17 protein-coding genes are annotated in these 24,486 nt (G+C 69.0%); 11 read left to right on the forward strand and 6 right to left on the reverse strand.

The window, feature by feature from the left end; translation table 11 throughout:
* The first annotated feature begins 132 nt into the window (after window positions 1–132).
* Together IB269_RS01905 and IB269_RS01910 are read left to right on the forward strand one after the other, a co-directional pair.
* Window positions 133–1,098 (forward strand): sulfurtransferase, encoded by a 966-nt coding sequence (locus IB269_RS01905; protein ID WP_034396528.1) that lies wholly within the window; start codon window positions 133–135, stop codon window positions 1,096–1,098.
* A 175-nt stretch (window positions 1,099–1,273) separates the two neighbouring features.
* The gene (locus IB269_RS01910) at window positions 1,274–2,524 is read left to right on the forward strand and encodes a YeeE/YedE family protein (protein ID WP_192366298.1); all 1,251 of its coding nucleotides are present in this window, start codon (window positions 1,274–1,276) and stop codon (window positions 2,522–2,524) included.
* 6 nt (window positions 2,525–2,530) lie between these two features.
* Here the strand turns inward: IB269_RS01910 and IB269_RS01915 are convergent, their stop codons facing one another.
* Window positions 2,531–4,201: an ankyrin repeat domain-containing protein gene (locus IB269_RS01915; protein WP_192366299.1), complete on the reverse strand. Its 1,671-nt coding sequence runs from the start codon at window positions 4,199–4,201 to the stop codon at window positions 2,531–2,533.
* 311 nt (window positions 4,202–4,512) lie between these two features.
* Here IB269_RS01915 and IB269_RS01920 point away from each other — a divergent pair, with 311 nt between their 5' ends.
* A complete protein-coding gene (locus IB269_RS01920; RefSeq protein ID WP_192366300.1) occupies window positions 4,513–5,952 on the forward strand; it encodes an alpha/beta hydrolase in 1,440 nt (479 codons plus the stop codon).
* Between the two features lie 27 nt (window positions 5,953–5,979).
* Here the strand turns inward: IB269_RS01920 and IB269_RS01925 are convergent, their stop codons facing one another.
* Window positions 5,980–6,882 carry an alpha/beta hydrolase gene (locus tag IB269_RS01925; protein WP_192366301.1) on the reverse strand — a complete coding sequence of 301 codons (903 nt, stop codon included), beginning with the start codon at window positions 6,880–6,882 and terminating at the stop codon, window positions 5,980–5,982.
* Between the two features lie 149 nt (window positions 6,883–7,031).
* On the opposite strand from IB269_RS01925, the gene IB269_RS01930 reads away from it, so the two are divergent.
* A complete protein-coding gene (locus IB269_RS01930; RefSeq protein WP_043819204.1) occupies window positions 7,032–7,904 on the forward strand; it encodes a methylglyoxal synthase in 873 nt (290 codons plus the stop codon).
* A gap of 109 nt (window positions 7,905–8,013) precedes the next feature.
* Entirely contained in the window at window positions 8,014–9,333 is a 1,320-nt protein-coding gene (locus IB269_RS01935; RefSeq protein ID WP_192366302.1) for a serine hydrolase domain-containing protein, read from the forward strand.
* A 130-nt stretch (window positions 9,334–9,463) separates the two neighbouring features.
* On the opposite strand, the gene IB269_RS01940 is transcribed toward IB269_RS01935, so the two are convergent.
* The 3 genes from IB269_RS01940 to IB269_RS01950 form a co-directional block, all read right to left on the reverse strand.
* Window positions 9,464–11,002 (reverse strand): IPTL-CTERM sorting domain-containing protein, encoded by a 1,539-nt coding sequence (locus tag IB269_RS01940; protein ID WP_192366303.1) that lies wholly within the window; start codon window positions 11,000–11,002, stop codon window positions 9,464–9,466.
* A gap of 185 nt (window positions 11,003–11,187) precedes the next feature.
* Window positions 11,188–12,531 carry an NADP-specific glutamate dehydrogenase gene (gene gdhA, locus IB269_RS01945; RefSeq protein ID WP_013801081.1) on the reverse strand — a complete coding sequence of 448 codons (1,344 nt, stop codon included), beginning with the start codon at window positions 12,529–12,531 and terminating at the stop codon, window positions 11,188–11,190.
* Between the two features lie 351 nt (window positions 12,532–12,882).
* Complete coding sequence (locus tag IB269_RS01950; protein WP_065347717.1) at window positions 12,883–13,797, reverse strand: LysR family transcriptional regulator; 915 nt, start codon at window positions 13,795–13,797, stop codon at window positions 12,883–12,885.
* A gap of 175 nt (window positions 13,798–13,972) precedes the next feature.
* Here IB269_RS01950 and IB269_RS01955 point away from each other — a divergent pair, with 175 nt between their 5' ends.
* From IB269_RS01955 to IB269_RS01970, 4 genes are all read left to right on the forward strand, one after another.
* Window positions 13,973–14,833 carry an alpha/beta hydrolase gene (locus IB269_RS01955; RefSeq protein WP_043819199.1) on the forward strand — a complete coding sequence of 287 codons (861 nt, stop codon included), beginning with the start codon at window positions 13,973–13,975 and terminating at the stop codon, window positions 14,831–14,833.
* A gap of 114 nt (window positions 14,834–14,947) precedes the next feature.
* The gene (locus IB269_RS01960; protein WP_034396497.1) at window positions 14,948–16,222 is read left to right on the forward strand and encodes an efflux RND transporter periplasmic adaptor subunit; all 1,275 of its coding nucleotides are present in this window, start codon (window positions 14,948–14,950) and stop codon (window positions 16,220–16,222) included.
* An 86-nt stretch (window positions 16,223–16,308) separates the two neighbouring features.
* Window positions 16,309–19,560, forward strand: a complete 3,252-nt coding sequence (locus IB269_RS01965; protein WP_013801083.1) for an efflux RND transporter permease subunit — start codon at window positions 16,309–16,311, stop codon at window positions 19,558–19,560.
* Between the two features lie 28 nt (window positions 19,561–19,588).
* The gene (locus tag IB269_RS01970; protein ID WP_192366304.1) at window positions 19,589–21,046 is read left to right on the forward strand and encodes an efflux transporter outer membrane subunit; all 1,458 of its coding nucleotides are present in this window, start codon (window positions 19,589–19,591) and stop codon (window positions 21,044–21,046) included.
* Window positions 21,047–21,053: 7 nt separating this feature from the next.
* Here IB269_RS01970 and IB269_RS01975 read toward each other — a convergent pair whose 3' ends face one another.
* Window positions 21,054–22,073, reverse strand: a complete 1,020-nt coding sequence (locus IB269_RS01975; RefSeq protein WP_192366305.1) for a LysR family transcriptional regulator — start codon at window positions 22,071–22,073, stop codon at window positions 21,054–21,056.
* Window positions 22,074–22,187: 114 nt separating this feature from the next.
* On the opposite strand from IB269_RS01975, the gene IB269_RS01980 reads away from it, so the two are divergent.
* Both IB269_RS01980 and IB269_RS01985 read left to right on the forward strand, forming a co-directional pair.
* Entirely contained in the window at window positions 22,188–23,411 is a 1,224-nt protein-coding gene (locus tag IB269_RS01980; protein ID WP_065347714.1) for a M20 aminoacylase family protein, read from the forward strand.
* A gap of 52 nt (window positions 23,412–23,463) precedes the next feature.
* Complete coding sequence (locus IB269_RS01985; RefSeq protein WP_192366306.1) at window positions 23,464–24,468, forward strand: Bug family tripartite tricarboxylate transporter substrate binding protein; 1,005 nt, start codon at window positions 23,464–23,466, stop codon at window positions 24,466–24,468.
* Window positions 24,469–24,486: the final 18 nt, after the last annotated feature.

Genomic DNA, 24,486 nt, shown 5'->3' on the forward strand with positions numbered 1-24,486 from the left:
GGGTGTCGCTGTCCATGTTCGGGCGGTGCATATCCATCTGCGGATTGCGCAGTTGGGAACCGGCCGGGCCCTGCCTACATTGCATTGCAGAGGAATCAACCCGATCAACGCAACTGTGAACAAAGGACCGCAATGGCAACGCTGACCGCTTTCTCCTCCCTTCCCGCCGCGCTGCGCCAGGGGGCGTGCACCCTGCTGTGGGGCGTGGCCCTGGTCGGTGGTGCGGCCCATGCCAATGCGCCTGTGCCCGAAGGCCCGCTGGTCAGCACCGAATGGCTGGCGGCCAACCTCAACCGCGCCGATGTGCGCATCGTCGAGGTCAGCGTCAACCCCGGCCTGTACGAACGCTCCCATGTGCCGGGGGCCGTCAACTTCTCTTGGCACAACGACCTCAATGACAAGGTGCGCCGCGACATCGTGGGCAAGGAGCAGTTCGAGAAGCTGCTGTCCCAGGCCGGCGTGAAGGAAGGCAACACGGTCGTGCTGTACGGCGATACCAACAACTGGTTCGCGGCCTGGGGGGCCTGGGTCTTCGACATCTATGGCGTGCAGAACGTCAAGCTGCTGGACGGCGGCCGCAAGAAGTGGGAGGCCGAGAACCGCCCCCTCAACAACCGCGCCCCGGAATATGCGGCCACCACCTACCGCGTGGGCAAGGTCAACACCGCGCTGCGCGCGCGCCTGACCGATGCGCTGGCCTCGGCCGAGGGACGCAGCGACGCCAAGCTCGTCGACATCCGCTCGGCCGACGAATACCAGGGCAAGGTCTTCGCCCCGGCCGGCGTGCCGGAGCTGGCCATCCGCGCCGGCCACATCCCCGGCGCCGTCAACGTGCCCTGGGGCCAGGCCGTGCGCGAGGACGGCAGCTTCAAGTCCGCCGAAGAACTCAAGAAGCTCTATGCGGGCGTGGGCATCGACGGCAGCAAGCCCGTCATCACCTACTGCCGCATTGGCGAGCGCTCCAGCCACACCTGGTTTGCGCTGTCCAAGATCCTGGGCTACCAGGTGCGCAACTACGACGGCTCGTGGACCGAATACGGCAACTCCGTGGGTGTGCCGATCAACAACCCGGCCGGCACGGTCTGGGCCGCGAAATGATCCTGCAGTCGATCAACCTGTCTTGAAGGCGGGGGCCGGGCGAGGGGTGTCGGTGCTCTTGGTTTGACGGATCAGGGGTGGTGACGAGTGGCTTTGGCAAAAGCTCGGCTCCTTTGGGGCCCGCAGACTGCGGGCCCCTTTTTTTATGCGTGGGATGGCAACAAAGGGGGCAGGAATGACAAGCGTGACCGGTGAGCACACGCAGAACGTGAATGGCAGGCACAGGGCAAGGGACTGGACCAGATGGCTGCCCTTGGCCGCCGTGCTGGCCGCAGCCTGGCCTGTGGCGGTGCAACTGCAGCTGCAAGGCGGCGGGCGCACCCTGGTCTTTGCGCTGGCGCTGGGCCTGCTGCTGGGGCTGGTGCTGCAGCGCTCGCGCTTTTGCTTTTACTGCCATGCGCGCGACTGGTTCGAGTTCGGCGACCCGCGCGGCGTGCTCTCCATCCTGCTGGCGCTGGCCGTGGGATCGGCGGGCATGACCGTGGTGCTGGGCAGCTGGGTGGCCGTGCCCCAGCCGGGCCAGTTGCCGCCCGACATGCACATAGGTCCCGTGAGCTGGGTGCTGGTCCTTGCGGGCCTGGCCTTTGGCGCGGGCATGTCGGTCTCGGGCTCGTGCATCAGCGCCCACTGGTATCGGCTGGGCGAGGGCTCGCCCGTGGCGCCGTTTGCCCTGGTCGGCACGGGCCTGGGCTTCGTGCTGGGGTTTCGCAGCTGGAACCCGCTGTACAGCCTGGCCATTGCCGATGCGCCCGTCATCTGGCTGCCGGCCCATCTGGGCTATGGCGGCGCGCTGGCGCTGCAACTGGCCGTGCTGGGCCTGCTGGCGGCCTGGGTCTGGCGCATTCATGGGCGCTCGGGCCGCGCACAGCCCCGGCCTGCGGCAGAACCGGCGCAGCCACCGGGCCTGCGCCAGCTGTGGCTGTCGCTGTGGCAAGGCCGCTGGAATGCCGCTCTGGGCGGCCTGGCCGTGGGCCTGATCGCGGCCGCCGCCATCGTGCGCATGCGGCCGCTGGGCGTGACCACCACGCTGGGCAGCACCGTGCGCGGCTGGGCCCAGGCGGGCGGCTGGGTGCCCGAGCGCCTGCACGGCCTGGACACCCTGGGCGGATGCGCCACGGCCGTACTCAACAGCCTGCTTACCCCCCATGCCGTGCTGCTGCTGGGCCTGGTGGCCGGTGCCTGGGGCGCTGCCGTGGCCAGCCGCCAGTGGACGCCGCGCCGCCCCACCTGGCGCGATGCGGCACGCGGCCTGGCCGGTGGCGCCTTGCTGGGATGGGGCGCCATGACGGGGCTGGGCTGCACCATCGGCACGCTGCTGTCGGGCAGCATGGCGGGCGCGCTGTCGGGCTGGGTCTTTGGCGCGGCCGTGTTCACGGCGCTGTGGGCGGGTTTCGTGCTGCGGCGCTGGCAGGCCAGCCGGGACTGAGGGCCTTCAGCCGGCAGCCACCCCCAGCAGCAGATCCGCGATCTCCTCCGGATACCGCTGCCGGCTTCCGTCGATGAGCACGCAGCCGGGCGCCTCGGGGTCGGGCCTGGCCAGGGGCATGCCATGGTCGATGAGGGCCTGGGCGCAGCCCAGCCAGTCGCCACCGCCGGGTTCCGTGGATTCGGGCCGGTTCAGCGATGCCCAGCACAGGGTGCCTGCGCAGTTGTCGCCATAGGCGTGGCGTTCGGTCCACTGTGCGCCGTGCTCCAGCAGGAAGCGCGCCATGGCGGCATCGCCACGGAACACGGCCTGGTTCAGTGCGGATGCATCCCAGTCGCCGCCGCGCGCGGCGATGGGCCAGCCCAGTTCCACCATGCAGCGCACGGCGTCCATGCAGCCCAGGGCCGCCAGTTCGGGCAGCATGCGCAGTTGTTCGGGCGCCAGGCCCTCGAGCAGCCCGGGGTGGGCTGCGGCAAGACGGCGGGCCTGTGCTGCGTCGCCCACGGCGCAGGCGGCCAGGAGCTGCTCCTGCGGCGTGGTGGGCTCGCTGCCCGCCGCCTGTTCCAGCAGGGCGGCCACGTCGGCCAGGCCAAAGCGCCGCGCCAGTGCAGCGGCACTCAGGCCCTGCGGCGTGCGGACCGACGGATCGGCGCCGGCATCCAGCAGCGCCTGCACATGGGCGGGCGAGCGGCGCCGGCGGATGGCCCACAGCAGCGGGCGGCCCCATTCGCCCTGGCCGTTGTCCTCGTTCGGATCGGCGCCGTGGTCCAGCAGCAGGCGCAGGGCCTGCACATCGTCCAGGTCCAGCACGCGGAACAGGGCATTGCTGCCGTCCACGCGTGCGCCGGCTTGCAGCAGCAGCCGCGTGCATTCGCGGCTGGCGGGCGTGCCTTCCAGCGAGTGGTAGAGCGATTCGCCGTCGTTGGGGTCGGCGCCGGCCTGTAGCAGCATCTGCGTCAGTTGCGCATCATGGTTCTGGCCTGCTGCGCCATAGAGGGCCGACAGCCGCTCGGTATCGGAGGGGGACTGCAGCGAAGAGGGTGGCCAGCGGTTGCCTATGGTCTGCAGCGGGTCGGCGCCCGCGTCCAGCAGCCAGCGCGCGCATGCGTGCAGGTGCTCGGTGAATTCAGGCAGGCGCAGCAGGCAGGAATGGGTGACGGCCATCAGCGGCAGCAGCGCCAACGGCCCGCCTGCACGGCGAAGCCAGCCGGGGTCGCTGCGCCCGGCCTCGCGCAGCACGGCCAGATTGCCGGTGGCGCAGGCCACCCAGGGATCACTGCCATCACTGCCCGCAAGTTCCGGCAGCTCGTCCAGCAGGCGCCGGGCCAGCGCGGGCTGCGCGCGGTGCGTGCCGCCCGCCACATCGCCGGCATAGACCAGGGCCAGCCAGTGCAGCCGGGATTTCTCGGGGTCCGCCGCCAGGCGCTGGCATGCCTCGACGTAGCCTGACAGCTCGCTCCATGAAGCGAAACCGTGCTCGCGCGCCACGCAGGACTGGGCGTCGTGCAGCCGCAGGTCCTTGGCGGCGAGCGCCTCATCGGCAAGGCCTTTGGCTGCTGGCAGGTGGGAGCGCAAGGACTCCATGGCCTGGGCCGAGCCTGCGCGATAGGCGGCCAGCAGTTGCTTGGCCTGTTTCTTGAGATGGCCCATGTCGGGCCGGGCGGGAATGCGTTTCACAGGGATACCTCCGTGCACGAAGGCCAATGACCTGCAGCTTGGCGCACAAAGGCATGTGGCAAGAGAAAAACGCCGGAAGGCGCATACAGGTGGGTTCAACCCTTCCCGCAGGTCCGGGTGCGGCCTGCACCGCAAGCGCGGATGTTAGCGCAAGGCGACAGTCATCTGGGTGACAGCCGGCAGCCCCTGCTTGCGGGTTCCTACCCGCATGGCGGGCCAGTTGTCTGGCATAGGCTGCGTCGGCAATCCCGCTTGAACCTGATTTTTTGCGCGCGTTTCCCTCAACACCTTCATCCCAAGGAGACAGTCTTATGCGAGCCCTGCGTTGGAATCGTTGGAAGTATCTCGGTCTGCTGGCGGCCACGGGCCTTGCGGCCTGCGGCGGGGGGGACGGTGATGCGCCCGAGGAGACGCGGGCACAGGACAGCCGCAGCTTTGCGCCGGCCAATCCTTCGGCCACCAGCTTCGACGCGCTGGCCGCCGCTTCGGGCGATGTGGTCGACAACGCCAGCACCAGCCGCTGGGCCGGTGTGCTGGAAGGCGCGGCCTACCGCATCGAGGTGCCGGCCAACTGGAATGGCCGCCTGGTGATGTATGCCCACGGCTATGCGGGTGAGGGCAGTGCGCTCAACGTCACCAATCCGTCCATACGCCGGTACCTGATCCAGAACGGCTATGCCTGGGCGGCGTCCAGCTACAGCAAGAACTACTACGACGTGCGCGCCGGCGTGGAGGACACGAATGCGCTGGCGCTGGCCTTCAACCGCCTGGCCGCATCCCACGGCCGGCCGCTGGCGCAGCCGCAGCGCCTGTACATCACCGGCCATTCCATGGGCGGCCATGTCACGGCGGCGGCCATCGAGGCCGAGGCCCAGGCCACCGCGAGGAACAAGGTGCGCTACCAGGGCGCCGTGCCCATGTGCGGCGTGACGGGAGATACCGAACTGTTCGACTACTTCGCCGCGGCCCAGGTCACCGCGCAGGCCATGGCCGGCGTGGCCCAGCGCCCTGTCACCGAGTGGGCCGCCATCCAGGGCCAGGTGACCTCGGCCCTGTTCACCACCTTTCCGTCGGCTCCCACCGCGACGGGGCGCGCCTATCTGTCGGTCATCCAGAACCTCACGGGTGGCCCGCGCCCGCTGTTCGATCTGGGCGTGGCCGTGGGCGGCTCGTTCGCGCCGGTCTGGGGCGTGTTCGGCAGCGACGGCTCGGTCAACGGCATCCTGAACCGCAACGTGGCCGATACCAACCGCTTCACCTACCGCATCGACGGGGATGCCGCGGCCTCGGCCGCGCTCAATGCCGCCGCGCAAAAGCGCACGGCCGCGCCCGATGCCAACCGGCCGCGCCGCGACGGCCTGCGCTGGATTCCCGTGACTTCCGGCGATATCAACATCCCCGTGGTGACCCTGCATACGCTGGGCGATCTGTATGTGCCCTTCAGCATGGAGCAGATCTACCAGCGCCGCGTGGCCGACAAGGGCCGGAGCCAGTGGCTGGTGCAGCGCGCCATCCGCGGCGCATCGCACTGCGACTTCACCGTGGCCGAACAGGTGGAAGCCTTCGATGCCATGGTGCAGTGGGAGCAGGGCGGCGCCAAGCCGGGCGGTGACGATGTGCAGACGGCCGCCACGGTGGCCGCGTCCACCTATGGCTGCCGCTACACGCGCAACACGCTGGGCCCGGATGACAGCACCACCACGCGGCAGTTGCGCGCCGTGATCTCGCAGAACGCGGCAAGCTGCCCGTAGCGCGGAAGGCGGCGCAGGCTGCGCCGCTCAGCGCGGGCTTGCTGGCGCTGTGGGCGCCTGTGCGAGCAGGCGCAGCCCGAACAGCTCGTCCAGCGCCTGCCGGTATTGCTCCATGGCGCGCGACTGGGTGTTGTGGTGGTTGCCGCCTTCGATGAGCACGAAGCGCTTGGGCTCGCTGGCCGCGTCGAACAGCTGGCGGCCCAGCGTGGCGGGGATCAGCGGATCGGCGCTGCCGTGCACGACCAGCAGCGGCGAGCCTATGCCGGCCACCTTGTCGATGGAGGCAAAGCGCTGCGTGATCAGCGGCCCCACGGGCAGCCAGCCCCAGCGGAAGCTGCGGACCACATCGGGAATGCTGGTGAAGGTGGCCTCGACCATGACGCCGGCCTCATCCTGGACGCTGCGCGCCAGGTCGATGGCGATGGCACCGCCCAGTGAATGGCCGAAGATGAAGCGCGGCCGGTCCGGAGCGTGCCGGCCCAGCCAGTCCCAGCCTGCGCGTGCGTCCTCGGCGGCCGATTCCTCGGACGGCAGGCCGGCGCTGCTCTTGCCAAAGCCCCGGTAGTCGATGGCCAGCACCGAAAAGCCCAGTTCGTGCAGCCGCCGGATGCGCGGCGAGGAGCCGGCAACGTTCCAGCGCGCGCCATGCAGGTACAGCAGCACGGGGGCGTTGCTGGCCGTGGCCGGCTGGGGCAGCCACAGCGCATGCAGGCGGGCGCCGTCCTGCGCTGGCATGTCGATCCAGACATCTTCCATGCCGGCCGTGTTGGCGCCGGGCCAGCTGCGGTCGCTGGGCTGGAAGATCCATTCGCGCTGCTTGGTGTCCAGCACGGAGCAGCCGCTGGCCGCCAGCAGCGCGGCCGCGCCCAGCGCCGCCGTGATCCGGTGCAGGCGCCTTCGGGGCCACAGAAAGGGAAGCATTGAGGGCATGACGCAACAATGGATGCACGGGCCGGCCAAAAGTTCAGCGCCGCTGCCCTGCGGGCCGGCGCTGTCATGGATTGGCGCTATTCTTGCCGCTGGTTCGCGGGCCGACAAGGCGATGCGGACCTCTCCCCACTGTTGATGAGTGAACCTGTATGCCGATACGCCTGGGCCTGGCCGCCAACCGAATCCACCACCAAACCGAGGATGCCGCACTGTTCGGCTGGCTGCGTGCCTGCGAGTCCGGCATCCGCGAGCTGCAGCTGGGCCTGCATGCCGTGGGCCGTACCTTCGACGCCATCCAGGCCGCCGGCATGCTGGCGTCCTACCGGGGCCTGCGCCGCTATCCCTATGGCCGCGAAGGCGGGCTGATGAAGCTGGTGGCCGAGGTGGTGGGCGTGGAAGGCGACGAGCGCACGATTGACGGCGCCATTTATCTGACCGACCCGGTCGATCCGTCCTCCATCTTCCCCGAGGCCGTGGCGCTCAAGCGCCAATGCGTGATCCACGGCAAGCCCTTCCTGTCCACCGTGGCCTCGGCGCGCGACTGGATCGAGATGGAGCGCATCCATGCCGGCCTTCCCAGGGATGCGGGCGCGCAGCGCTTCCATGACTATGCGCAGCAGACGCTGGCGCTGATCGCCCACGATGCGCTCAAGCCCACCATGCTGGATTTCGCGGCGCGCAACTTCGAGCTGCTGTCGCGCTTTGGCCGGCGCGTGGGCACGGGCACCACGGGCCAGCGGCTCAACGAAATGGCCTGGAGCCGTGGCTGGCCCGAGGACCGGCCCTGGGTGGACCGCTACAACAGCGGCCCGCTGGGCGGCGATGCGCAGATCGCCGACCTGGTGCTGGACCGCCGCTGCCAGCGCGTGATCTTCTTCGAGGACCCGCATGTGGCGCGCCAGCACGAGGCCGACATCCAGCTGCTGGAGCGCGCCGTGACCACGGTGACGCACGACACGGTCTGCATGACCTCGCCCCAGGTCGCCCAGCGCTGGTGCGATTCCGCCCTGATGCGCCGCTGAAACCTTCGTCGCGCAGACGACAGCCTTGCGGCCTGCGGGCGGGCGAACACCCGTGACCGGCCGAGGGCTTTCTGCAAGACTGGCCGTTTCCAAAACCAAGGAGACAGCGATGGTCAGTCAGCTCTTTCGGCGTTCCCGGCATGCCATGGCCTTGCTGGCGCTGCTGCCCGGCTGGGCTGCAGCCCAGGCCCCGGCAGCACCTGCGCTGCCGCCGCCCGACAGCGTGCGCCTGGAGCAACTGGGGCTGATGCAGGGCTTTCCTCCGGCCGCCGACAAGCGAGTGGACGTGTCCAACGGCTACCGCTATCCGCAACTGCGCTGGGTGGTGCAGCACCTGCGCGAAATCCAGCCCACGCAGAACATCCGGCGCGGCGCGGCGGCGCCCTCGGCCCTGCCCGAAGCGCCCATGGCCCTGGGCGGCCTGCGCTTTGACGACGACAAGGGCCAGCCCGTCACCGTGGACCAGTGGCTGGACCGCACCTATACCGACGCCATCGTGGTGCTGCACAAGGGGCGGGTGGTCTTCGAGCGCTACCAGAACCAGATGCAGGCCAGCTCGCCGCACCTGCTGTTCTCGGTCACCAAGTCGTTCACCGGCCTGATGGCCGCGCAACTGGCCCACGAGGGGCGCATCGACCCCCAGGCGCTGGTGACGAAGTACGTGCCCGAGCTGGAAGGCTCGGCCTGGGGCGACATGACGGTGCGCCAGGTCATGGACATGACGGGCGCAGTGCGCTTTCGCGAGGACTACACCGACCCCAAGACCGAGATCTTCGGCTACTCCTGGGCCTCGGGCATGCTGCCGCGTCCGCCCGGCTACGCGGGGCCGACCAATGTGTACGACTTCCTCAAGACGCTGCCCAAGGAAGGCACGCATGGCGAGGGCTTTGTCTACCGCACCGTGCACTCCGAGGTGCTGGGCTGGATCGTCTCGCGCGTCACGGGCCGGCGCTGGAGCGATCTCATGAGCGAGAACATCTGGCAGAAGCTGGGCATGCAGGAAGACGCCTATGTGATGGTGGACAGCACCGGCACGCCGCTGCAGGGCGCGGGCCTGAACGCCACGGCGCGTGACCTGGCGCGCGTGGGCGAGATGCTGCGCCTGGGCGGCAGCTTCAACGGCCACAAGATCTTCGACAAGGCGGTGCTGGACGACATTGCGCGCGGCGGCGACCGCGAGCAGTTCAAGTTCCGCGGCATCCAGGCCGCGCGGCCCGGCTACAGCTACCGCAACCAGTGGTGGGTGCTGCACAACGCCGATGGCGCCTACGAGGCCGCCGGCATACACGGCCAGTTCATCCACGTGAACCCGGCCGCGCAGATGGTGGTGGTCAAGCTGTCATCGCACCCGGTGGCGGGCGCGGCCTTCACGCATGCGCTGACGCTCAAGGCCTGGGCGGCGCTGGCCGATGCGGTGCGCGACAGATAGCAGGAACAGGCAGCAGGAACAGGTCGCAGGCAGGAAAAAAGGCAGCGTGCGCAAACACGTTGCCTTCGGCCCGTGGGCAGGCCGGGCCGGTTTCTGACCGCCTGGCACGGCCCGCAATGGAGCGCACGCGTCAGACCTGGCGGCGCCGCATCCGGGTCATGCCGAACAGGGCCAGCAGGGCCGACATGGCTATCAGGCACCACTGCGACAGGGTGGGCACCGCGGTGGTGGTGGCGGCTGCCGCAGGCATGGCCACGACCACGGGGTCGAGGATGGCGCCGTCCTGGGCTCCGTCATCGTCGCCATCGCCGCCGTCCGTGACGGTGTAGCTGGCAGTGCCACCATTGAAGCTGGAAATCTTCACCCACTGGGCAGGCGTTGCCAGCGGCTTCCATTTCAGCAGAACGGCACCTGCGGGCACGTCTGCATGCGTCACCTGCATGGTCAGCGTGTCGCCGACGGTGCAGTCCCGGGTCTCAAACTCCAGCACGGGCCTGGGCATGTCGGGAACGGCCGTGAAGCCGGCGGGCAAGGGGCCGGGCAGGGCGCTGGTGAATGCGACATGGCGGAAGGTGCAGGTGCCATTGGGCTGGCCTTGCGTGAACTGTGTCCTGCTCGTTCCATCGGCGTGCTGTGTGAGGCCGAGAACAGTCACGGAGACGGTGCCGGTTGCGGCTGCGTAGTTCAAGGGATCGCTGCTGGCCTTGGTCCCCCGCACGACGCAGGTGCCCGTGGCCGTGCCGGTCAGCTGGTTGCCGCTGACCGTGCATGGCCCGCTCAGGAGCTCGAAGGCGGGGGGGGCATTGCCGATGCCGCCGCTCAGGGCCAGGGTGGTGGTTTCGCCCACGGCGACGGCTGTCGGCGTCGCGGTCACGGTGGCTGCCTGGGGCTCGGGGATCTTGATGGGATTGAGCGTGTAGCTGCGGTCCAGCGTATTGGCTTTGCTGTCGGTGACCCGGACCGTGAACGAGGTGCTGCCTGCGGCCGTGGGCGTGCCGCTGATCGTGCCTGTGGCGGGGTCCAGTTCAAGGCCTGCAGGCAGCGCTCCGCTTTGCAGTGCAAACGTGTAGGGTGCGCCCAGGCCACCGGTTGCCGTCAGCGTCCGGGAGTACAGGCTGCCGACCTGGGGGCTGGGCAAGGTCGAGGGGCTGATGCTCAGGGGAATGAAGGGCTCGACGGAAACGGACTGCAGAGCCGCACCCACAATGTCGGCGGCCGAGAAAGTGATTTTCACGGTGCTGCTGTTGGTGATGGGCTCGTCCAGCGCAATGGTGGAGATGCCCACCGGTGCCGTCTTGGTGTACGTCACGGCGCCCGATGTGATGGTCAGTTGCAACGGATTGGCCGTGCTGTTGCGCATCACGAATGATTGGAAATTGATCTTTCCGGTGAGAGCCGACACCGACCAGGATGCAAAGGGATAGGCCGAGCCGCTGATTCGAAAGCTCATCCAGCCGTTGCTGTCGGTGCCGCAGCGGGTGGTGCCGCCGACCATCTGTGCGGAGAAAAAATAGTAGGGCGATGAAGGCGTCGTGTCAGTCGTGGATCTGCAGTTGCCGTTGACATCCAGATTGGGTTTGAAGCCGAGGGATTCGTAGGCGAAGGCATTGCCCAGCGACAGGGCAGCGGCGCCGACGAGCAGCGCTTTGGTGATGGGTCCAGGGAGCATGGGGGAACGGGAGTGGAGACAGGGCGCGCTGAGTGTCCTCTCCCGTTGGCCGGCGAATCTGAGCAATTCTGAGAATTGGCTTTCAATAGCGAAGGCCGTCGCGCTTTCTGTGTGCGGGCCAGCCATGAAAAAAGCCCATGCAGCAGGCTGCATGGGCTTTCGTCAGGGATGGGGAGCGTTGATGCTCAGATCACGCCCTGGGCCAGCATGGCGTCGGCCACCTTGACGAAACCGGCGATGTTGGCGCCGTCGATGTAGCTGACCGTGCCGTCCTCGCGCTTGCCGTACTTCAGGCAGGCGGCGTGGATGCCTTGCATGATCTGCAGCAGGCGGGCGTCGACTTCCTCGGCGGGCCAGGACAGGCGGGCCGCGTTCTGGCTCATCTCCAGGCCCGAGGTGGCCACGCCACCGGCGTTGCTGGCCTTGCCCGGTGCGTACAGCACGCCGGCCTTCTCGAAGGCCTTGGCGGCTTCGATGGTCGAGGGCATGTTGGCGCCTTCGGCCACGCAGACCACGCCGTTGGCGATCAGCACCTTGGCGTCTTCCTCGGTCAGTTCGTTCTGCGTGGCGCAGGGCAGGGCCACGTCCACCTTCAGGTGCCACGGCGTCTTGCCGCGCAGGAACTCGGCGCCCACCAGCTTGGCGTACTCGTCCACGCGGCCGTAGCGGTGGTTCTTCACGTCCATCAGGATGGCCAGCTTCTCGGTGGTGAAGCCGTCCTGGTCATACACGGTGCCCGAGGAGTCGGAGACCGACACCACCTTGGCGCCCAGTTGCAGGGCCTTCTCCACGGCGTACTGGGCCACGTTGCCCGAACCCGAGACGGAGACGGTCTTGCCTGCGAAGGACTGGCCGCGCGTGGCCAGCATTTCCTGGGCGAAGTAGACGGTGCCGTAGCCGGTGGCTTCGGGGCGGATCAGCGAGCCGCCGAAGGACAGGCCCTTGCCCGTGAACACGCTGGCGGCGCTGTTGGACAGCTTCTTGTACATGCCGGCCATGAAGCCCACTTCGCGGCCGCCCACGCCGATGTCGCCTGCCGGCACGTCGGTGTCCGGACCCACGTGGCGGAACAGCTCGGTGACGAAGGCCTGGCAAAAGCGCATGACTTCAGCGGGGCTCTTGCCCTTGGGATCGAAGTCCGAGCCGCCCTTGCCGCCGCCCATGGGCAGCGTGGTCAGCGCGTTCTTGAAGGTCTGCTCGAAGGCCAGGAACTTGAGCACGGACAGCGTGACCGAGGGGTGGAAACGCAGGCCGCCCTTGTAGGGGCCGATGGCCATGCTGTGCTGGATGCGGAAGCCGCGGTTGACCTGCACATGGCCCTTGTCGTCGGTCCAGCTCACGCGGAACATGACCACGCGCTCGGGCTCGACCAGACGCTCCAGCAGGCCGAGTTCGGCGTACTTGGGGTTCTTCTCGATGAAGGGCCACAGGCTTTCCATCACTTCGGTGACGGCTTGCAGGAATTCGGGCTGGCCGGGGTTGCGTTGCGCCACTTCTTCAAGGAATTGGCCGACGGACTCGTACTTCATGGAAAAACCTCTGACTAAAAACGGCTGCGGGAAGGGGTGAGTGCAAACCAAAATTATGCCAAAAAGTTATGCCGTCATGCATCGTTTTGGTGAGCGGTGCCCGTGCTTGGTGCCTGAATGCCGTTTTTCGGTGCATTTCCAGAGAGGTGCCGACGGTATTTGGTGCATGGGCAGGGCCTGCGTGCCGCAGTGAGCGGGCAGGCCGCGGCCTGGATCAGCCGTATCCGGTGGCGTGCATGGCCATGGCGAATGGGAATGGCTGGCGCCATGCCAGCTGACATGAAGAGTGGCTAGGAAGGCCTTGCAGCCGGACGGGGCTTGGGCCCGCCCGGCCATCCCATCGACGGCCTTTCAGCTGCGCTGCAGCTGGGGATGGCGCGCGAACAGGTCGGCCGCCCAGTCCACGAAGGCCCGCACCTTGGCGCTGAGGTGGCGGTTGGGCGGATAGACCACGTGAATGGGCAGCGGCGGCTGGGTCCATTCGGGCAGGACCTCGACCAGTTCGCCGCTGTCGATCAGCGGCTGGGCAAAGGCCGTGACCAGCTGCGCGATGCCAAAGCCCGCCAGCACGGCGGCCGTGTAGGCATTGCTGTCGTTGGCCGCGATGCGGTAGTTGCCCGCCACCTCGATGGATTCATCGCCCCGCTGGAATTCCAGCGGGTACATGCGCCGCGTATGGCCCGAGAAGAAGGCGACGATCTGGTGCTTCGTATCCAGCTCGGACGGATGCTGGGGCACGCCATGGCGTGCCAGGTAGGCGGGCGAGGCCACGGTGATCCAGTTCATGGAGCCGATGCGCCGCGCCACCAGAGATTGGTCGCTGAGCTCGCCCCCGCGGATCACGCAGTCCACGTTGTCGCTGATCAGGTCCACCAGGCGGTCGCCCACGCCCAGGTCGATCTGTATGTCGGGGTAGCGTTCGCAGAATTCGGTCAGCGCCGGAATGATGATCAGCCGGGCCATGGAGCTGCCCACGTCCAGCCGCAGTCGCCCGCTGGGCGCGGTCTGGGTGTTGACCATGCTGGCTTCGAGATCGTCGAAGTCATTGAGCAGGCGTGCCGCGCGTTCGTAGTAGGCCGCGCCATCGGGCGTGACGGTGACGCGCCGCGTCGTGCGGTTGAGCAGCTTGACGCGCACGCGCGCCTCCAGCGCCTGTATCTGTTTGGTGACCGTGCCCTTGGGCAGGTCGAGCGAATCGGCGGCGCGGGTGAAGTTGCCGGCTTCCACCACGCGAACGAAGACACGCATGGCCTGGATCTGGTCCATGGAAAGTTGCTCCTGCAGCGCCCGGCAAGGGAATGCCGGCTCGGCGGAATTCTCACATGCGCGGTATCGGGCGATTGTTCGTGAAACGGAAACAGAGCGATGGCTGCGTTGCTATTTCAGACATGGCCGGCGCCGCCTATATTCCAACCATCGACCATTGCCGCAGGTTCGCGCCATGTCCACTTCCCCGTCGCTTCCGAACGGCCCCGCCGCCGGGGCGCAGATTGCCGAAACAGAATTCTCCATCGAGCTGCCCGAGCATGGCACCGTGGCTGCGCGCGCCTATGGCCAGCGCAGGCCCGGCACGGTCTCGCCGCTGGTGCTGCATTTCCATGGCGGCACCTTTGTCTGCGGCACGCTGGACAACGGGCGCTACATCGGCCGGCTGCTGGCCGAGGCGGGCGCCGTCGTGGTGTCGCTGGCCTACCCGCTGGCGCCCGAGCATCCGTTTCCCCAGCCCATCGAGGTGGGCTACGCCGTGCTGCAGTGGCTGTACAAGCACCGCGTGAAGATGGCGGGCAAGGGCGCGCCGCTGTTCCTCGCGGGTGAAGAAGCCGGCGGCAACCTGGCCGCCGCCGTGGCCGTGATCTCGCGCGACCGGGGCCATCCGCCGCTGGCGGGCCAGATCCTGGTGTCGCCCATGCTCGATCCCTGCACCGGCACCGCCTCGCAGCGCGAGGCCACGCCCGAGGCCGGCGAATGCCGCTGGGCCACGGGCTGGCGCGAGTACCTGAGCTGCCCCAAGGACGCCATGCATCCCTATGCCGTGCCCGGCAGCTCGCTGCGCCTGGCCCAGTTACCGCCGGCCCTGGTGCTGGTGGGTGGTGACGACCCGCTGCGCGACGAGGCCCAGGCCTATGCGGCCCGCCTGCGCGCGGCCGGGGTGACGGCCAGCAGCCATGTGCTGCCCAGCGCGTCGAACTGGCCGCAGGCCCTGTCCGAGGCCGAGGCCTGTACGGCCTGCAGCGCCGCCGTGTCCCAGCATGTGCATGACTTCTTCGAGGCCACCATGAACAAGCCCGCAGCACCGGGCTAGGCCCCGCGCCGCTGCAGCCGGCGACACCTGCTGCCCCGTTTTCCCCTTCCGCCTTCCCGGCGCGTTCAGGCGCCGGGCGGGCATCGTGTTCCCTGAATTTCGCAAAAAAACACCATGTCCACCGAATCCACCTCATCCTCTTCTTCCGTCTCGGCCCAGCGCAAGGGCTGGAGGCTGCCTGCCGCCGCTGCGGCCATCCTCGCCGTCAGCGCCGGCCTGTTCGGCCTGCATGGCTTCGAGGCCAAGGCCGATGACGCGCCCGCCAGCGCCCAGCCCGCCGCCACGCCCGTGTCCGTGGCCACGGTCGCCGAAAGCGAAGTCACCGCCTGGGACGAGTTCTCGGGCCGCCTTGAAGCCGTGGAGCGCGTGGACATCCGCTCCCGTGTGGCCGGCGCCGTGCAGGCCGTGCACTTTCGCGAGGGCGCGCTGGTCAAGCAGGGCGATCTGCTGATCACCATCGATCCCGCACCGTATGCGGCCGAGGTCGAGCGTGCCGAAGCCCAGGTGGCCTCGGCCCAGGCACGCCAGTCCTATGCACGCAGCGAGCAGGAGCGCGCACGCCGCCTGTGGGACGAGCGGGCGATTGCCCAGCGCGAGCTGGACGAGCGCATCAACGCAGGCAGCGAGGCCGAGGCCAATCTGCGCGCGGCCCAGGCGTCCCTGCAATCGGCGCGGCTGAACCTGGGCTACACCCAGGTGCGCGCCCCCGTGTCGGGCCGCATCGGCAAGCGCGAGATCACCGTGGGCAACCTGGTGGCCGCAGGCCCGGGCGCGCCGGTGCTGACCACGCTGGTCTCGGTCAGCCCCATCTATGCGAGCTTCGATGCCGATGAGCAGGTCATCACGCGCGCGCTCAAGGAGCTCGGCGGCGGCGCGGGCAACCGCGCCAAGATCGACAGCATTCCCGTGCAGATGGGCACGGCCACGGCCGGCAGCACGCCCTTCGAGGGCCGGCTGCAGCTGATCGACAACCAGGTCGATGCCCGAAGCGGCACGGTGCGCGTGCGCGCGGCCTTCGACAACAAGGACGGCGCCCTCATGCCCGGCCAGTTTGCCCGCATCCGCATGGGCCAGGCGCGCGACAGCAGCATGCTGCTGGTCAGCGAGCGCGCCATCGGCACGGACCAGAGCAAGAAGTACGTGATGGTGGTGGGCGGCGACAACAAGGCCGTCTACCGCGAGGTGGCCCTGGGCGCCTCGGTCAACGGCCTGCGCAACGTGACCCAGGGCCTGCAGCCCGGCGAGCGCGTGGTGGTCAACGGCCTGCAGCACATCCGTCCCGGCGCCCTGGTCGCGCCCAAGGAGGTGTCCATGGATGCGCGGGCCGATGCCCGCCAGCCGGGCACCCGGCAGGCAGCCGAACAAGTGGCTGACGCAACCAAGTCCTGATCTAGCCGCACACCTTTCCTGCCTCTGAAATGCCGCCTGACCGCAGGCGGCATGGGCCGCGCTTTGCCGTGGCGGAGCCAAACACCATGAACCTATCCAAATTCTTCATTGACCGGCCGATCTTCGCAGGCGTGCTTTCGCTGCTGATGCTGATCGCCGGCCTGATCGCCATGGGCGGGCTGCCGATCTCGGAATACCCCGAGGTCGCGCCGCCGTCCGTGGTGGTGCGCGCCCAGTACCCGGGCGCCAATCCCAAGGTGATCGCCGAGACCGTGGCCACGCCGCTGGAAGAGCAGATCAACGGCGTCGAAGGCATGCTCTACATGGGCAGCCAGGCCACCAGCGACGGCGTGATGACGCTGACCGTCACCTTCCGCCTGGGCACCGACCCCGACAAGGCGCAGCAGATGGTGCAAAACCGCGTCTCGCAGGCCGAGCCGCGCCTGCCGGAAGAGGTGCGCCGCCTGGGCATCACCACGGTCAAGAGCGCACCCGACCTGACCATGGTGGTGCACCTGGTCTCGCCCAACCAGCGCTATGACATCAACTACCTGCGCAACTACGCGGTGCTGAACGTGAAGGACCCGCTGGCGCGCATCGAGGGCGTGGGCCAGATCCAGATCTTCGGCGGCGGCGACTACGCCATGCGCGTGTGGCTGGACCCGCAGAAGGTGGCGCAGCGCGGCCTGTCGGCCAGCGATGTGGTGGCTGCCATCCGCGGCCAGAACGTGCAGGCTGCGGCCGGCGTGGTCGGCGCCTCGCCGGGGCTGCCGGGCGTGGACATGCAACTGTCCATCAACGCCCAGGGCCGCCTGCAGAGCGAGGAGGACTTCGGCGACATCATCGTCAAGAGCGGCTCCGACGGCGCCGTGACCCGCCTGCGCGACATCGGCCGCCTGGAGATGGGCGCGGCCGACTATTCGCTGCGCTCGCTGCTGAACAACGACCCGGCCGTGGGCATGGGCGTGTTCCAGGCGCCGGGCTCCAATGCGCTGGAAATCTCGGCCAACGTGCGCAAGACCATGGAGGCCCTGAACAAGAACATGCCCGAGGGCCTGGAGTACCGCATCGCCTACGACCCCACGCAGTTCGTGCGCGCCTCCATCGAATCGGTGGTGCACACGCTGCTGGAGGCCATCGTGCTCGTGGTGCTGGTGGTGATCCTGTTCCTGCAGACCTGGCGCGCCTCCATCATCCCGCTGCTGGCCGTGCCGGTGTCGGTCATCGGCACCTTCGCCGTGCTGCATCTGCTGGGCTTTTCCATCAACGCGCTGAGCCTGTTCGGTCTGGTGCTGGCCATCGGCATCGTGGTGGATGACGCCATCGTCGTGGTCGAGAACGTGGAGCGCAACATCGAGGCCGGTCTCACGCCGCGCAACGCCACCTACCGCGCCATGCGCGAAGTGTCCGGGCCCATCATCGCCATCGCCCTGGTGCTGGTGGCGGTGTTCGTGCCGCTGGCCTTCATCAGCGGCCTCACGGGCCAGTTCTACAAGCAGTTCGCGGTGACCATCGCCATCTCCACGGTGATCTCGGCCATCAACTCGCTGACGCTGTCGCCCGCGCTGGCGGCCCTGCTGCTGCGCGGCCACGATGCGCCCAAGGACGCGCTGACGCGCGGCATGGACCGGGCCTTCGGCTGGCTGTTCCGCGGCTTCAACCGCATGTTCCACCGGGGCTCCGAGGCCTACAGCGGCGGCGTGGGCCGCGTGATCTCGCGCAAGGCGCTGATGCTGGCCATCTACCTGGCGCTGATCGCCGTGACCTTCGGCCTGTTCAAGGCCGTGCCTTCGGGCTTCGTGCCCGCGCAGGACAAGCAGTACCTGATCGGCTTTGCCCAACTGCCCGACGGTGCCACGCTGGACCGCACGGACGAGGTGATCCGCCGCATGGGCGAGATCATGAAGGACAACCCCAACGTGGAGGACACCATCGCCTTCCCGGGCCTGTCCATCAACGGCTTCACCAACAGCTCCAACTCGGGCATCGTCTTCGCCACGCTCAAGCCCTTTGACGAGCGCAAGCGCGCCGACCAGAGCGGCGGCGCCGTGGCCGGCCAGCTCAACCAGGCCTTCGCAGGCATCCAGGACGCCTTCATCGTCATGTTCCCGCCGCCACCCGTGGCGGGCCTGGGCACGACGGGCGGCTTCAAGCTGCAGCTGGAAGACCGCGCCTCCCTGGGCTATGACCAGATGGACGCGGCCGTGAAGGCCTTCATGGCCAAGGCCTACCAGACGCCCGAGCTGACCGGCATGTTCACCAGCTGGCAGGTCAACGTGCCCCAGCTGTATGCCGACATCGACCGCACCAAGGCGCGCCAGCTCGGCGTGCCGGTGACGGACATCTTCGACACCATGCAGATCTACCTGGGCAGCCTGTATGCGAACGACTTCAACAAGTTCGGCCGCACCTACAGCGTCCGCGTGCAGGCCGACGCGCCCTACCGCGCGCGTGCCGAGGACGTGGGCATGCTCAAGGTGCGCTCCAGCTCGGGCGAGATGATTCCGCTGTCGGCGCTGATGAAGGTGGACTCCAGCTTCGGCCCCGAGCGCGCCATGCGCTACAACGGCTACCTCACGGCCGACATCAACGGCGGTGCCGCACCGGGCTTCTCTTCGGGCCAGGCGCAGGACGCCATCAAGCGCATCGCGGCCGAGACCCTGCCCAAGGGCATCGATTTCGAATGGACCGACCTGACCTACCAGGAAATCCTGGCCGGCAATTCGGCGGTGATCGTGTTCCCGCTGGCCCTGCTGCTGGTCTTCCTGGTGCTGGCCGCGCAGTACGAGAGCCTGACCCTGCCGATTGCCATCATCCTGATCGTTCCCATGGGCCTGCTGGCGGCCATGACCGGCGTCTGGCTGTCGGGCGGCGACAGCAATGTCTTCACGCAGATCGGGCTCATCGTGCTGGTGGGGCTGAGTGCGAAGAACGCCATCCTGATCGTGGAGTTCGCACGGGAGCTGGAGTTCGAGGGCCGCACGCCCATACAGGCCGCCATCGAGGCCAGCCGGCTGCGCCTGCGCCCCATCCTGATGACCTCGCTGGCCTTCGTCATGGGCGTGCTGCCCCTGGTGCTGTCCACGGGCGCGGGCTCGGAAATGCGCCGTGCCATGGGCGTGGCCGTGTTCTCGGGAATGATCGGGGTGACGGCCTTCGGCCTGTTCCTGACGCCCGTGTTCTACGTGCTGATGCGCCGCCTGGCAGGCAACCGGCCGCTCAAGCAGCATGGGCCCGAGATGGAGGAAGAGGCCCCTGCACATGCACCCGCCCACGGCCATGCCTCGGGTGGCGGCGCGCTGCCCATGCCCTCTGCTGCGCGTGGCGAGCATGAATGAGCCCACACCACAAGAACAGGAACCGATCATGAAGATCCCATCGCTTTCGAAACTGTCCAGGCGTCTGCTGCCCCTGGTGGCGGCGCTGGCCCTGGCCGGCTGCGCCAGCGTGTCCCAGAGCCTTCCAGAGCTGCCGGCCGCCCCCGCCTTCAAGGAGCAGGGCGCCGCGCCGCAGGCGGGCTGGACCCAGGCCCTGCCCGCCGAAGCCCAGGCACGCGGCCAATGGTGGCTGGCCTTTGCCGACCCGGCGCTGAACGCGCTGGTGGACAAGGCCACGCTGGACAACCAGAGCATCCAGGCCGCGGCCGCACGCCTGGCCGAGGCCCGCGCCCTGGCGCGCAGCGCCAATGCCGAGCGCATGCCCCAACTGGGCCTGGGCGCAGGGGCCACGCGCGGCGCGGGGCTGGACAAGGCCTCGGGCACGCGGCCTGCCACCCTGGTCAATGCGGGGCTGAACCTGTCGTATGAGGTCGATCTGTTCGGCCGCATTTCCCAGGCGGCCGACGCATCGCGGCTGGACGCCGAGGGCCGCGAGGCCCTGCTGCAAAGCACGCGGCTGGCCGTGCAGGCCGAGGTCGCGCAGACCTATCTGCAGCTGCGCGCACTGGACGCCGAGCGCGCCCTGATGCGCGAGACCGTGGAGGCCTACCGCGACACGCTGCGCCTGTCGGAGCGAAGGCTGCAGGCCGGCGACATTGCCGAGCTGGACGTGGCGCGCATCCAGGCCGAGCTGTCGGCCACCGAATCGGATGCGCTGGCGCTGGACCGCCAGCGCGCCCAGGTCGAGCATGCGCTGGCCGTGCTGGTGGGTGACTCGGCCTCGCGCTTCGGCCTGGGCGAAGGTGCCTGGACCACGGCTCTGCCTTCTATTCCAGCCGGCGTGCCGGCCACGGTGCTGATGCGCCGGCCCGACATCTCGGCCGCGCAGCGCGCCGTGTTTGCGGCCCAGTCGCGCGTGGGCGTGGCGAAGACGGCATGGTTCCCCAGCATCTCGCTGACCGGCGCGGCCGGCCACGCCTCGCCCGAGGTCGGTGACCTGTTCAAGTGGTCCATGCGCTCCTGGGGCGTGGGGGCCCTGCTGTCGCTGCCGCTGTTCGACGGCGGCCGGCGCGAGGCCGGCGTGCAGGCCGCAGGCGCGCAGCTCGATGCCGCGCTGGCCGCCTACCGCCAGCAGGCGCTGGTGGCCTTCCAGGAGGTGGAGGACCAGCTGTCGTCCATCCGCATCCTGCAGGAGCAGTCCACCGTGCAGGGCCAGGCCGTGGTGGCCGCCCAGCGTGCCACCAGCCTGTCGGACACGCGCTACCGCAATGGCTATGTCAGCCAGCTGGACCTGCTGGATGCCCGCCGCAGCGAACTGCGCAACCGCCGCCAGGCGCTGCAGGTGAAGTCCGCGCAGTACCAGGCCGCCGTGGGCCTGATCCGGGCGCTGGGCGGGGGCTGGGATGTTCCGGCTGACGCGCCGGTGGCCCAGGCCGCGCTGCGCTGAGGCTCCCTCAGGCTAGTACGTCAATGGAGCGGAACACGCGCTGCAGCACCGGGTCCGGGCTGTGGCGGCAGGCGTGGACCTGCTCCATGAGGTGGTGCACGAAGCGCTCGGCCACCCAGGGCAGGGGGCCGTGGCCGCGCTGGACCACGCCCACCGTGTGGGGCTCGAACTGTTCGCGCAGGGACAGCGGCACCAGGGTGCCCTGGGGCACGCCCGATTCGATCAGCGGCCAGGGGCACAACGAGAGCATGTCGCTGTGCGCGATCAGGTGCAGCAGCAGCGATGCCGAATGCACCAGGTGGATGTGGCCCACGGGCACGGGCAGGCCGTGGCGCAGGAACAGGCGCCGCACCAGGTCGTCCTCTTCGGGCGGGGTGTAGTTGAGCAGCCAGTCGCAGTCCATCAGCTCGGCCAGCGAACGGGCGCTTGCCAGCGGATGGCCGGTGCGGGCCACGACGGTGGCGTCGTAGCGGAACAGCGGCGTGCCATGCAGGTCGCCGCCCGAGGGGCCCGAGGGCACGCGGCCGATCAGCAGGTCCAGCGTGCCTTCGCGCAGGCGCGGATGGGCCACGGCCGACAGGCCCTCGAACAGCTCCAGCCGCACCTGGGGCAGTTCGGCGCGGAAGGCGCGCAGCACATGGGGCAGCAGGCTCTGGCCCACCCAGGGCGTCACGCCCACGGACAGGCGCGCCACGGCGCAGGTGTCGCGCAGGCGGGCCATTTCATCCTCGGCCTGGGCCATCTGCCCGGTGATCAGCTGGGCGTGGCGCAGCAGCGTGCGCCCGGCCGGCGTGAGGACGATGCCGCTGCTCTGGCGCTCGAACAGCGCAAGGCGGTGGCCTTCCTCCAACTCGCGCAGGGCCTGGGTGATGGCCGACTGCGTGATGCCCAGCGCGCGTGACGCGGCGCGCACGCTGCCGCAGCCGGCCACGGCGACGAGGTAGCGCATCTGGTGCAGCTTCATGGCGGGACCGGCATCGGTGTGGGGCTGGGAATTCATGGGCCGATCTTGCAGGTTTCGTGCCATGTGTGCCATGCCCGTGATTGGCGCGTGCAGGTGTTCAGGGGATGACAGGCAATGCCTGGCAGGGCAGGCGCTGGTGGTCTTCCACCCGCTGCCCACGCTTCCTAGACTGCGGGCATGAACATTGACCCGCCCGTTTCCACCACGGCCGAAGCCGCCGATCCGGTGCTTGCCGGCATACGCGCCACGCAGGCCGAGATGGTGGCCCTGCGCCATCACCTGCATGCCCATCCCGAGCTGGCCTTCGAGGAGTTCGCCACCAGCGACTTGGTGGCCGAGCGCCTGGCCTCCTGGGGCTATGAAGTGCACCGGGGCCTGGGAGGCACGGGCGTGGTCGGCACGCTGCGCTGCGGTACGGGCACGCGCCGGCTGGGCCTGCGTGCCGACATGGACGCGCTGCCCATCCACGAGCAGACCGGCCTGCCCTACGCCAGCCGCCACGCGGGCCGCATGCATGCCTGCGGGCATGACGGCCACACCGCCATCCTGCTGGCCGCCGCGCGCGAGCTGGCCCAGGCGCACGGCTTCGACGGCACGCTGCACCTGATCTTCCAGCCGGCCGAGGAGGGCCTGGGCGGGGGCCGCAAGATGGTGGAGGATGGCCTGTTCGATCTGTTCCCCTGCGATGCCATCTTTGCGCTGCACAACATGCCGGGCTTTGCCGAGGGGCAGTTCGGCTTTCGCGAGGGCTCGTTCATGGCTTCGTCGGACACGGTGATCATCACCGTGCGCGGCAAGGGCGGCCATGGCTCGGCCCCGCACCTGTCGGCCGACCCGGTGGTGGCGGCGGCCCACCTGGTGCTGGCGCTGCAGACCGTGGTCTCGCGCAATGTCGATCCCCGCGACATGGCCGTGGTCAGCGTGGGCGCCATCCATGGCGGCGACGCACCGAATGTCATCCCCGGCGAGGTGGAGCTGCGCCTGTCCGTGCGCGCCTATCGGCCCGAGGTGCGTGCCCTGCTGCGCGAACGCATCACCGCGCTGGCCCATGCCCAGGCTGCCACGCTGGGGGCCGAGGCCGTGGTGGACTACCGCTGGCGCTATCCGGCCCTGGTCAACGACGCGGCCAGCACGGCCTTCGCCCGCGAGGTGGCGCGCGACTGGCTGGGCGAGCAGGCGCTGATCCCTGACCTGCAGCCACTGACGGGCAGCGAGGACTTCTCCTTCATGCTCGAACAATGCCCGGGCAGCTACCTGATCGTGGGCAACGGCGTGGGCGACACGCATGGCACGGGCGGCTGCATGGTCCACAACCCCGGCTACGACTTCAACGACCGCATCCTGCCGCTGGCAGCCACCTACTGGGTGAAGCTGGCCCGGCGTTTTCTGTCCGCCGCCTGAGGCGCCGCGCCCGCACCGGATTCCTTTCACGACTTCACCTGCGATTGCCACCATGCGCACTGCATTTCCTCTCTCCTCCGAGGCCCGCCAGGTCCTGAGCCGCCGCAGCCTCCTGGGCGCCGCCGCGCTGGGGCTGGCCCTGCCGGCTGCTGCACAGGTCGGCTTTCCTGCCAAGCCATTGAAGCTGGTCGTCGGATACCCGGCCGGTGGTTCGGTGGACCTGGCCGCCCGCGTGGTGGGCGATGCGCTGGCCGCGCGGCTGCGCGGCACGGTGGTGGTGGACAACGTGGGCGGGGCGGCGGGTGCCATTGCGGCACAGCGCGTGGCCTCGGCACCGGCCGATGGCTACACGCTGCTGGTGGGGGCCAGCAACGAGCTGGTGGCCACGCGCATCGTCAACCCCGCGCAGCGCTACGACGGCCGCCGCGATTTCACGCCGCTGGGCCTGGTGGCCACCGGCCCGCTGATCCTGGCCGCACGCCCGGGCCTGGGCGTGAAGAGCATGGCCGACTTGCTGGAGCTGGCGAAGCGCCAGCCCGGCAAGCTCAGCTACGGCAGCTCGGGCGTGGGGTCGACCCTGCATTTCGCGGGAGAGCTGTTCAAGCAGCGCGCGGGTGTTTCCATCACCCATGTGCCCTACCGCGGCGTGGCGCCGTTGACCAGCGACCTGGCGGGCGGCAGCCTGGACCTGGCCATGCTCTCGCCCACGGCGGCGCAACCGTTTCTGCAGAGCGGGCGCATCGTGCCGCTGGCGGTCACCAGCGCGCAGCGCCTGTCCGCCTTGCCCCAGGTTCCGGCCATGGCCGAGCTGGCGCCGCTGCGCGGTTATGAATTGGTGGGCTGGTTTGCGCTGATGGCGCCGCGCGGGCTGCCCGCCGCCACCGCGCAGCACATCACGGCGGCCCTTCAGGAGGCGCTGGCCGAGCCCGCCGTGCGCAAGCGCCTGGAAGATGCAGGCATGGTGCCCGCCTCGGGCCGCGAGGACCTGGCGCGCCTGATCGCCGAGGAAGACCGCAAGTACGAGCAGCTGGCGGCCTTCGCGAACATGCGCGACTGACGGCGTTGACGGTGCTGA

Source organism: Delftia sp. DLF01 (assembly GCF_014852125.1).
Classification (GTDB): Bacteria; Pseudomonadota; Gammaproteobacteria; order Burkholderiales; family Burkholderiaceae_C; genus Comamonas; species Comamonas acidovorans.

Excerpts from the sequence above, each read along its gene's own strand:
- IB269_RS01905 (WP_034396528.1), top strand. The coding sequence starts at position 133 with ATGGCAACGCTGACCGCTTTCTCCTCCCTTCCCGCCGCGCTGCGCCAG.
- IB269_RS01955 (WP_043819199.1), top strand. The coding sequence starts at position 13,973 with ATGTCCACTTCCCCGTCGCTTCCGAACGGCCCCGCCGCCGGGGCGCAG.
- IB269_RS01920 (WP_192366300.1), top strand. The coding sequence starts at position 4,513 with ATGCGAGCCCTGCGTTGGAATCGTTGGAAGTATCTCGGTCTGCTGGCG.
- IB269_RS01970 (WP_192366304.1), top strand. The coding sequence starts at position 19,589 with ATGAAGATCCCATCGCTTTCGAAACTGTCCAGGCGTCTGCTGCCCCTG.
- IB269_RS01975 (WP_192366305.1), bottom strand. The coding sequence starts at position 22,073 with ATGGCACGAAACCTGCAAGATCGGCCCATGAATTCCCAGCCCCACACC.
- IB269_RS01980 (WP_065347714.1), top strand. The coding sequence starts at position 22,188 with ATGAACATTGACCCGCCCGTTTCCACCACGGCCGAAGCCGCCGATCCG.
- IB269_RS01960 (WP_034396497.1), top strand. The coding sequence starts at position 14,948 with ATGTCCACCGAATCCACCTCATCCTCTTCTTCCGTCTCGGCCCAGCGC.
- IB269_RS01950 (WP_065347717.1), bottom strand. The coding sequence starts at position 13,797 with ATGGACCAGATCCAGGCCATGCGTGTCTTCGTTCGCGTGGTGGAAGCC.
- IB269_RS01965 (WP_013801083.1), top strand. The coding sequence starts at position 16,309 with ATGAACCTATCCAAATTCTTCATTGACCGGCCGATCTTCGCAGGCGTG.
- IB269_RS01940 (WP_192366303.1), bottom strand. The coding sequence starts at position 11,002 with ATGCTCCCTGGACCCATCACCAAAGCGCTGCTCGTCGGCGCCGCTGCC.
- IB269_RS01935 (WP_192366302.1), top strand. The coding sequence starts at position 8,014 with ATGGTCAGTCAGCTCTTTCGGCGTTCCCGGCATGCCATGGCCTTGCTG.
- IB269_RS01985 (WP_192366306.1), top strand. The coding sequence starts at position 23,464 with ATGCGCACTGCATTTCCTCTCTCCTCCGAGGCCCGCCAGGTCCTGAGC.
- gdhA (WP_013801081.1), bottom strand. The coding sequence starts at position 12,531 with ATGAAGTACGAGTCCGTCGGCCAATTCCTTGAAGAAGTGGCGCAACGC.
- IB269_RS01910 (WP_192366298.1), top strand. The coding sequence starts at position 1,274 with ATGACAAGCGTGACCGGTGAGCACACGCAGAACGTGAATGGCAGGCAC.
- IB269_RS01930 (WP_043819204.1), top strand. The coding sequence starts at position 7,032 with ATGCCGATACGCCTGGGCCTGGCCGCCAACCGAATCCACCACCAAACC.
- IB269_RS01925 (WP_192366301.1), bottom strand. The coding sequence starts at position 6,882 with ATGCCCTCAATGCTTCCCTTTCTGTGGCCCCGAAGGCGCCTGCACCGG.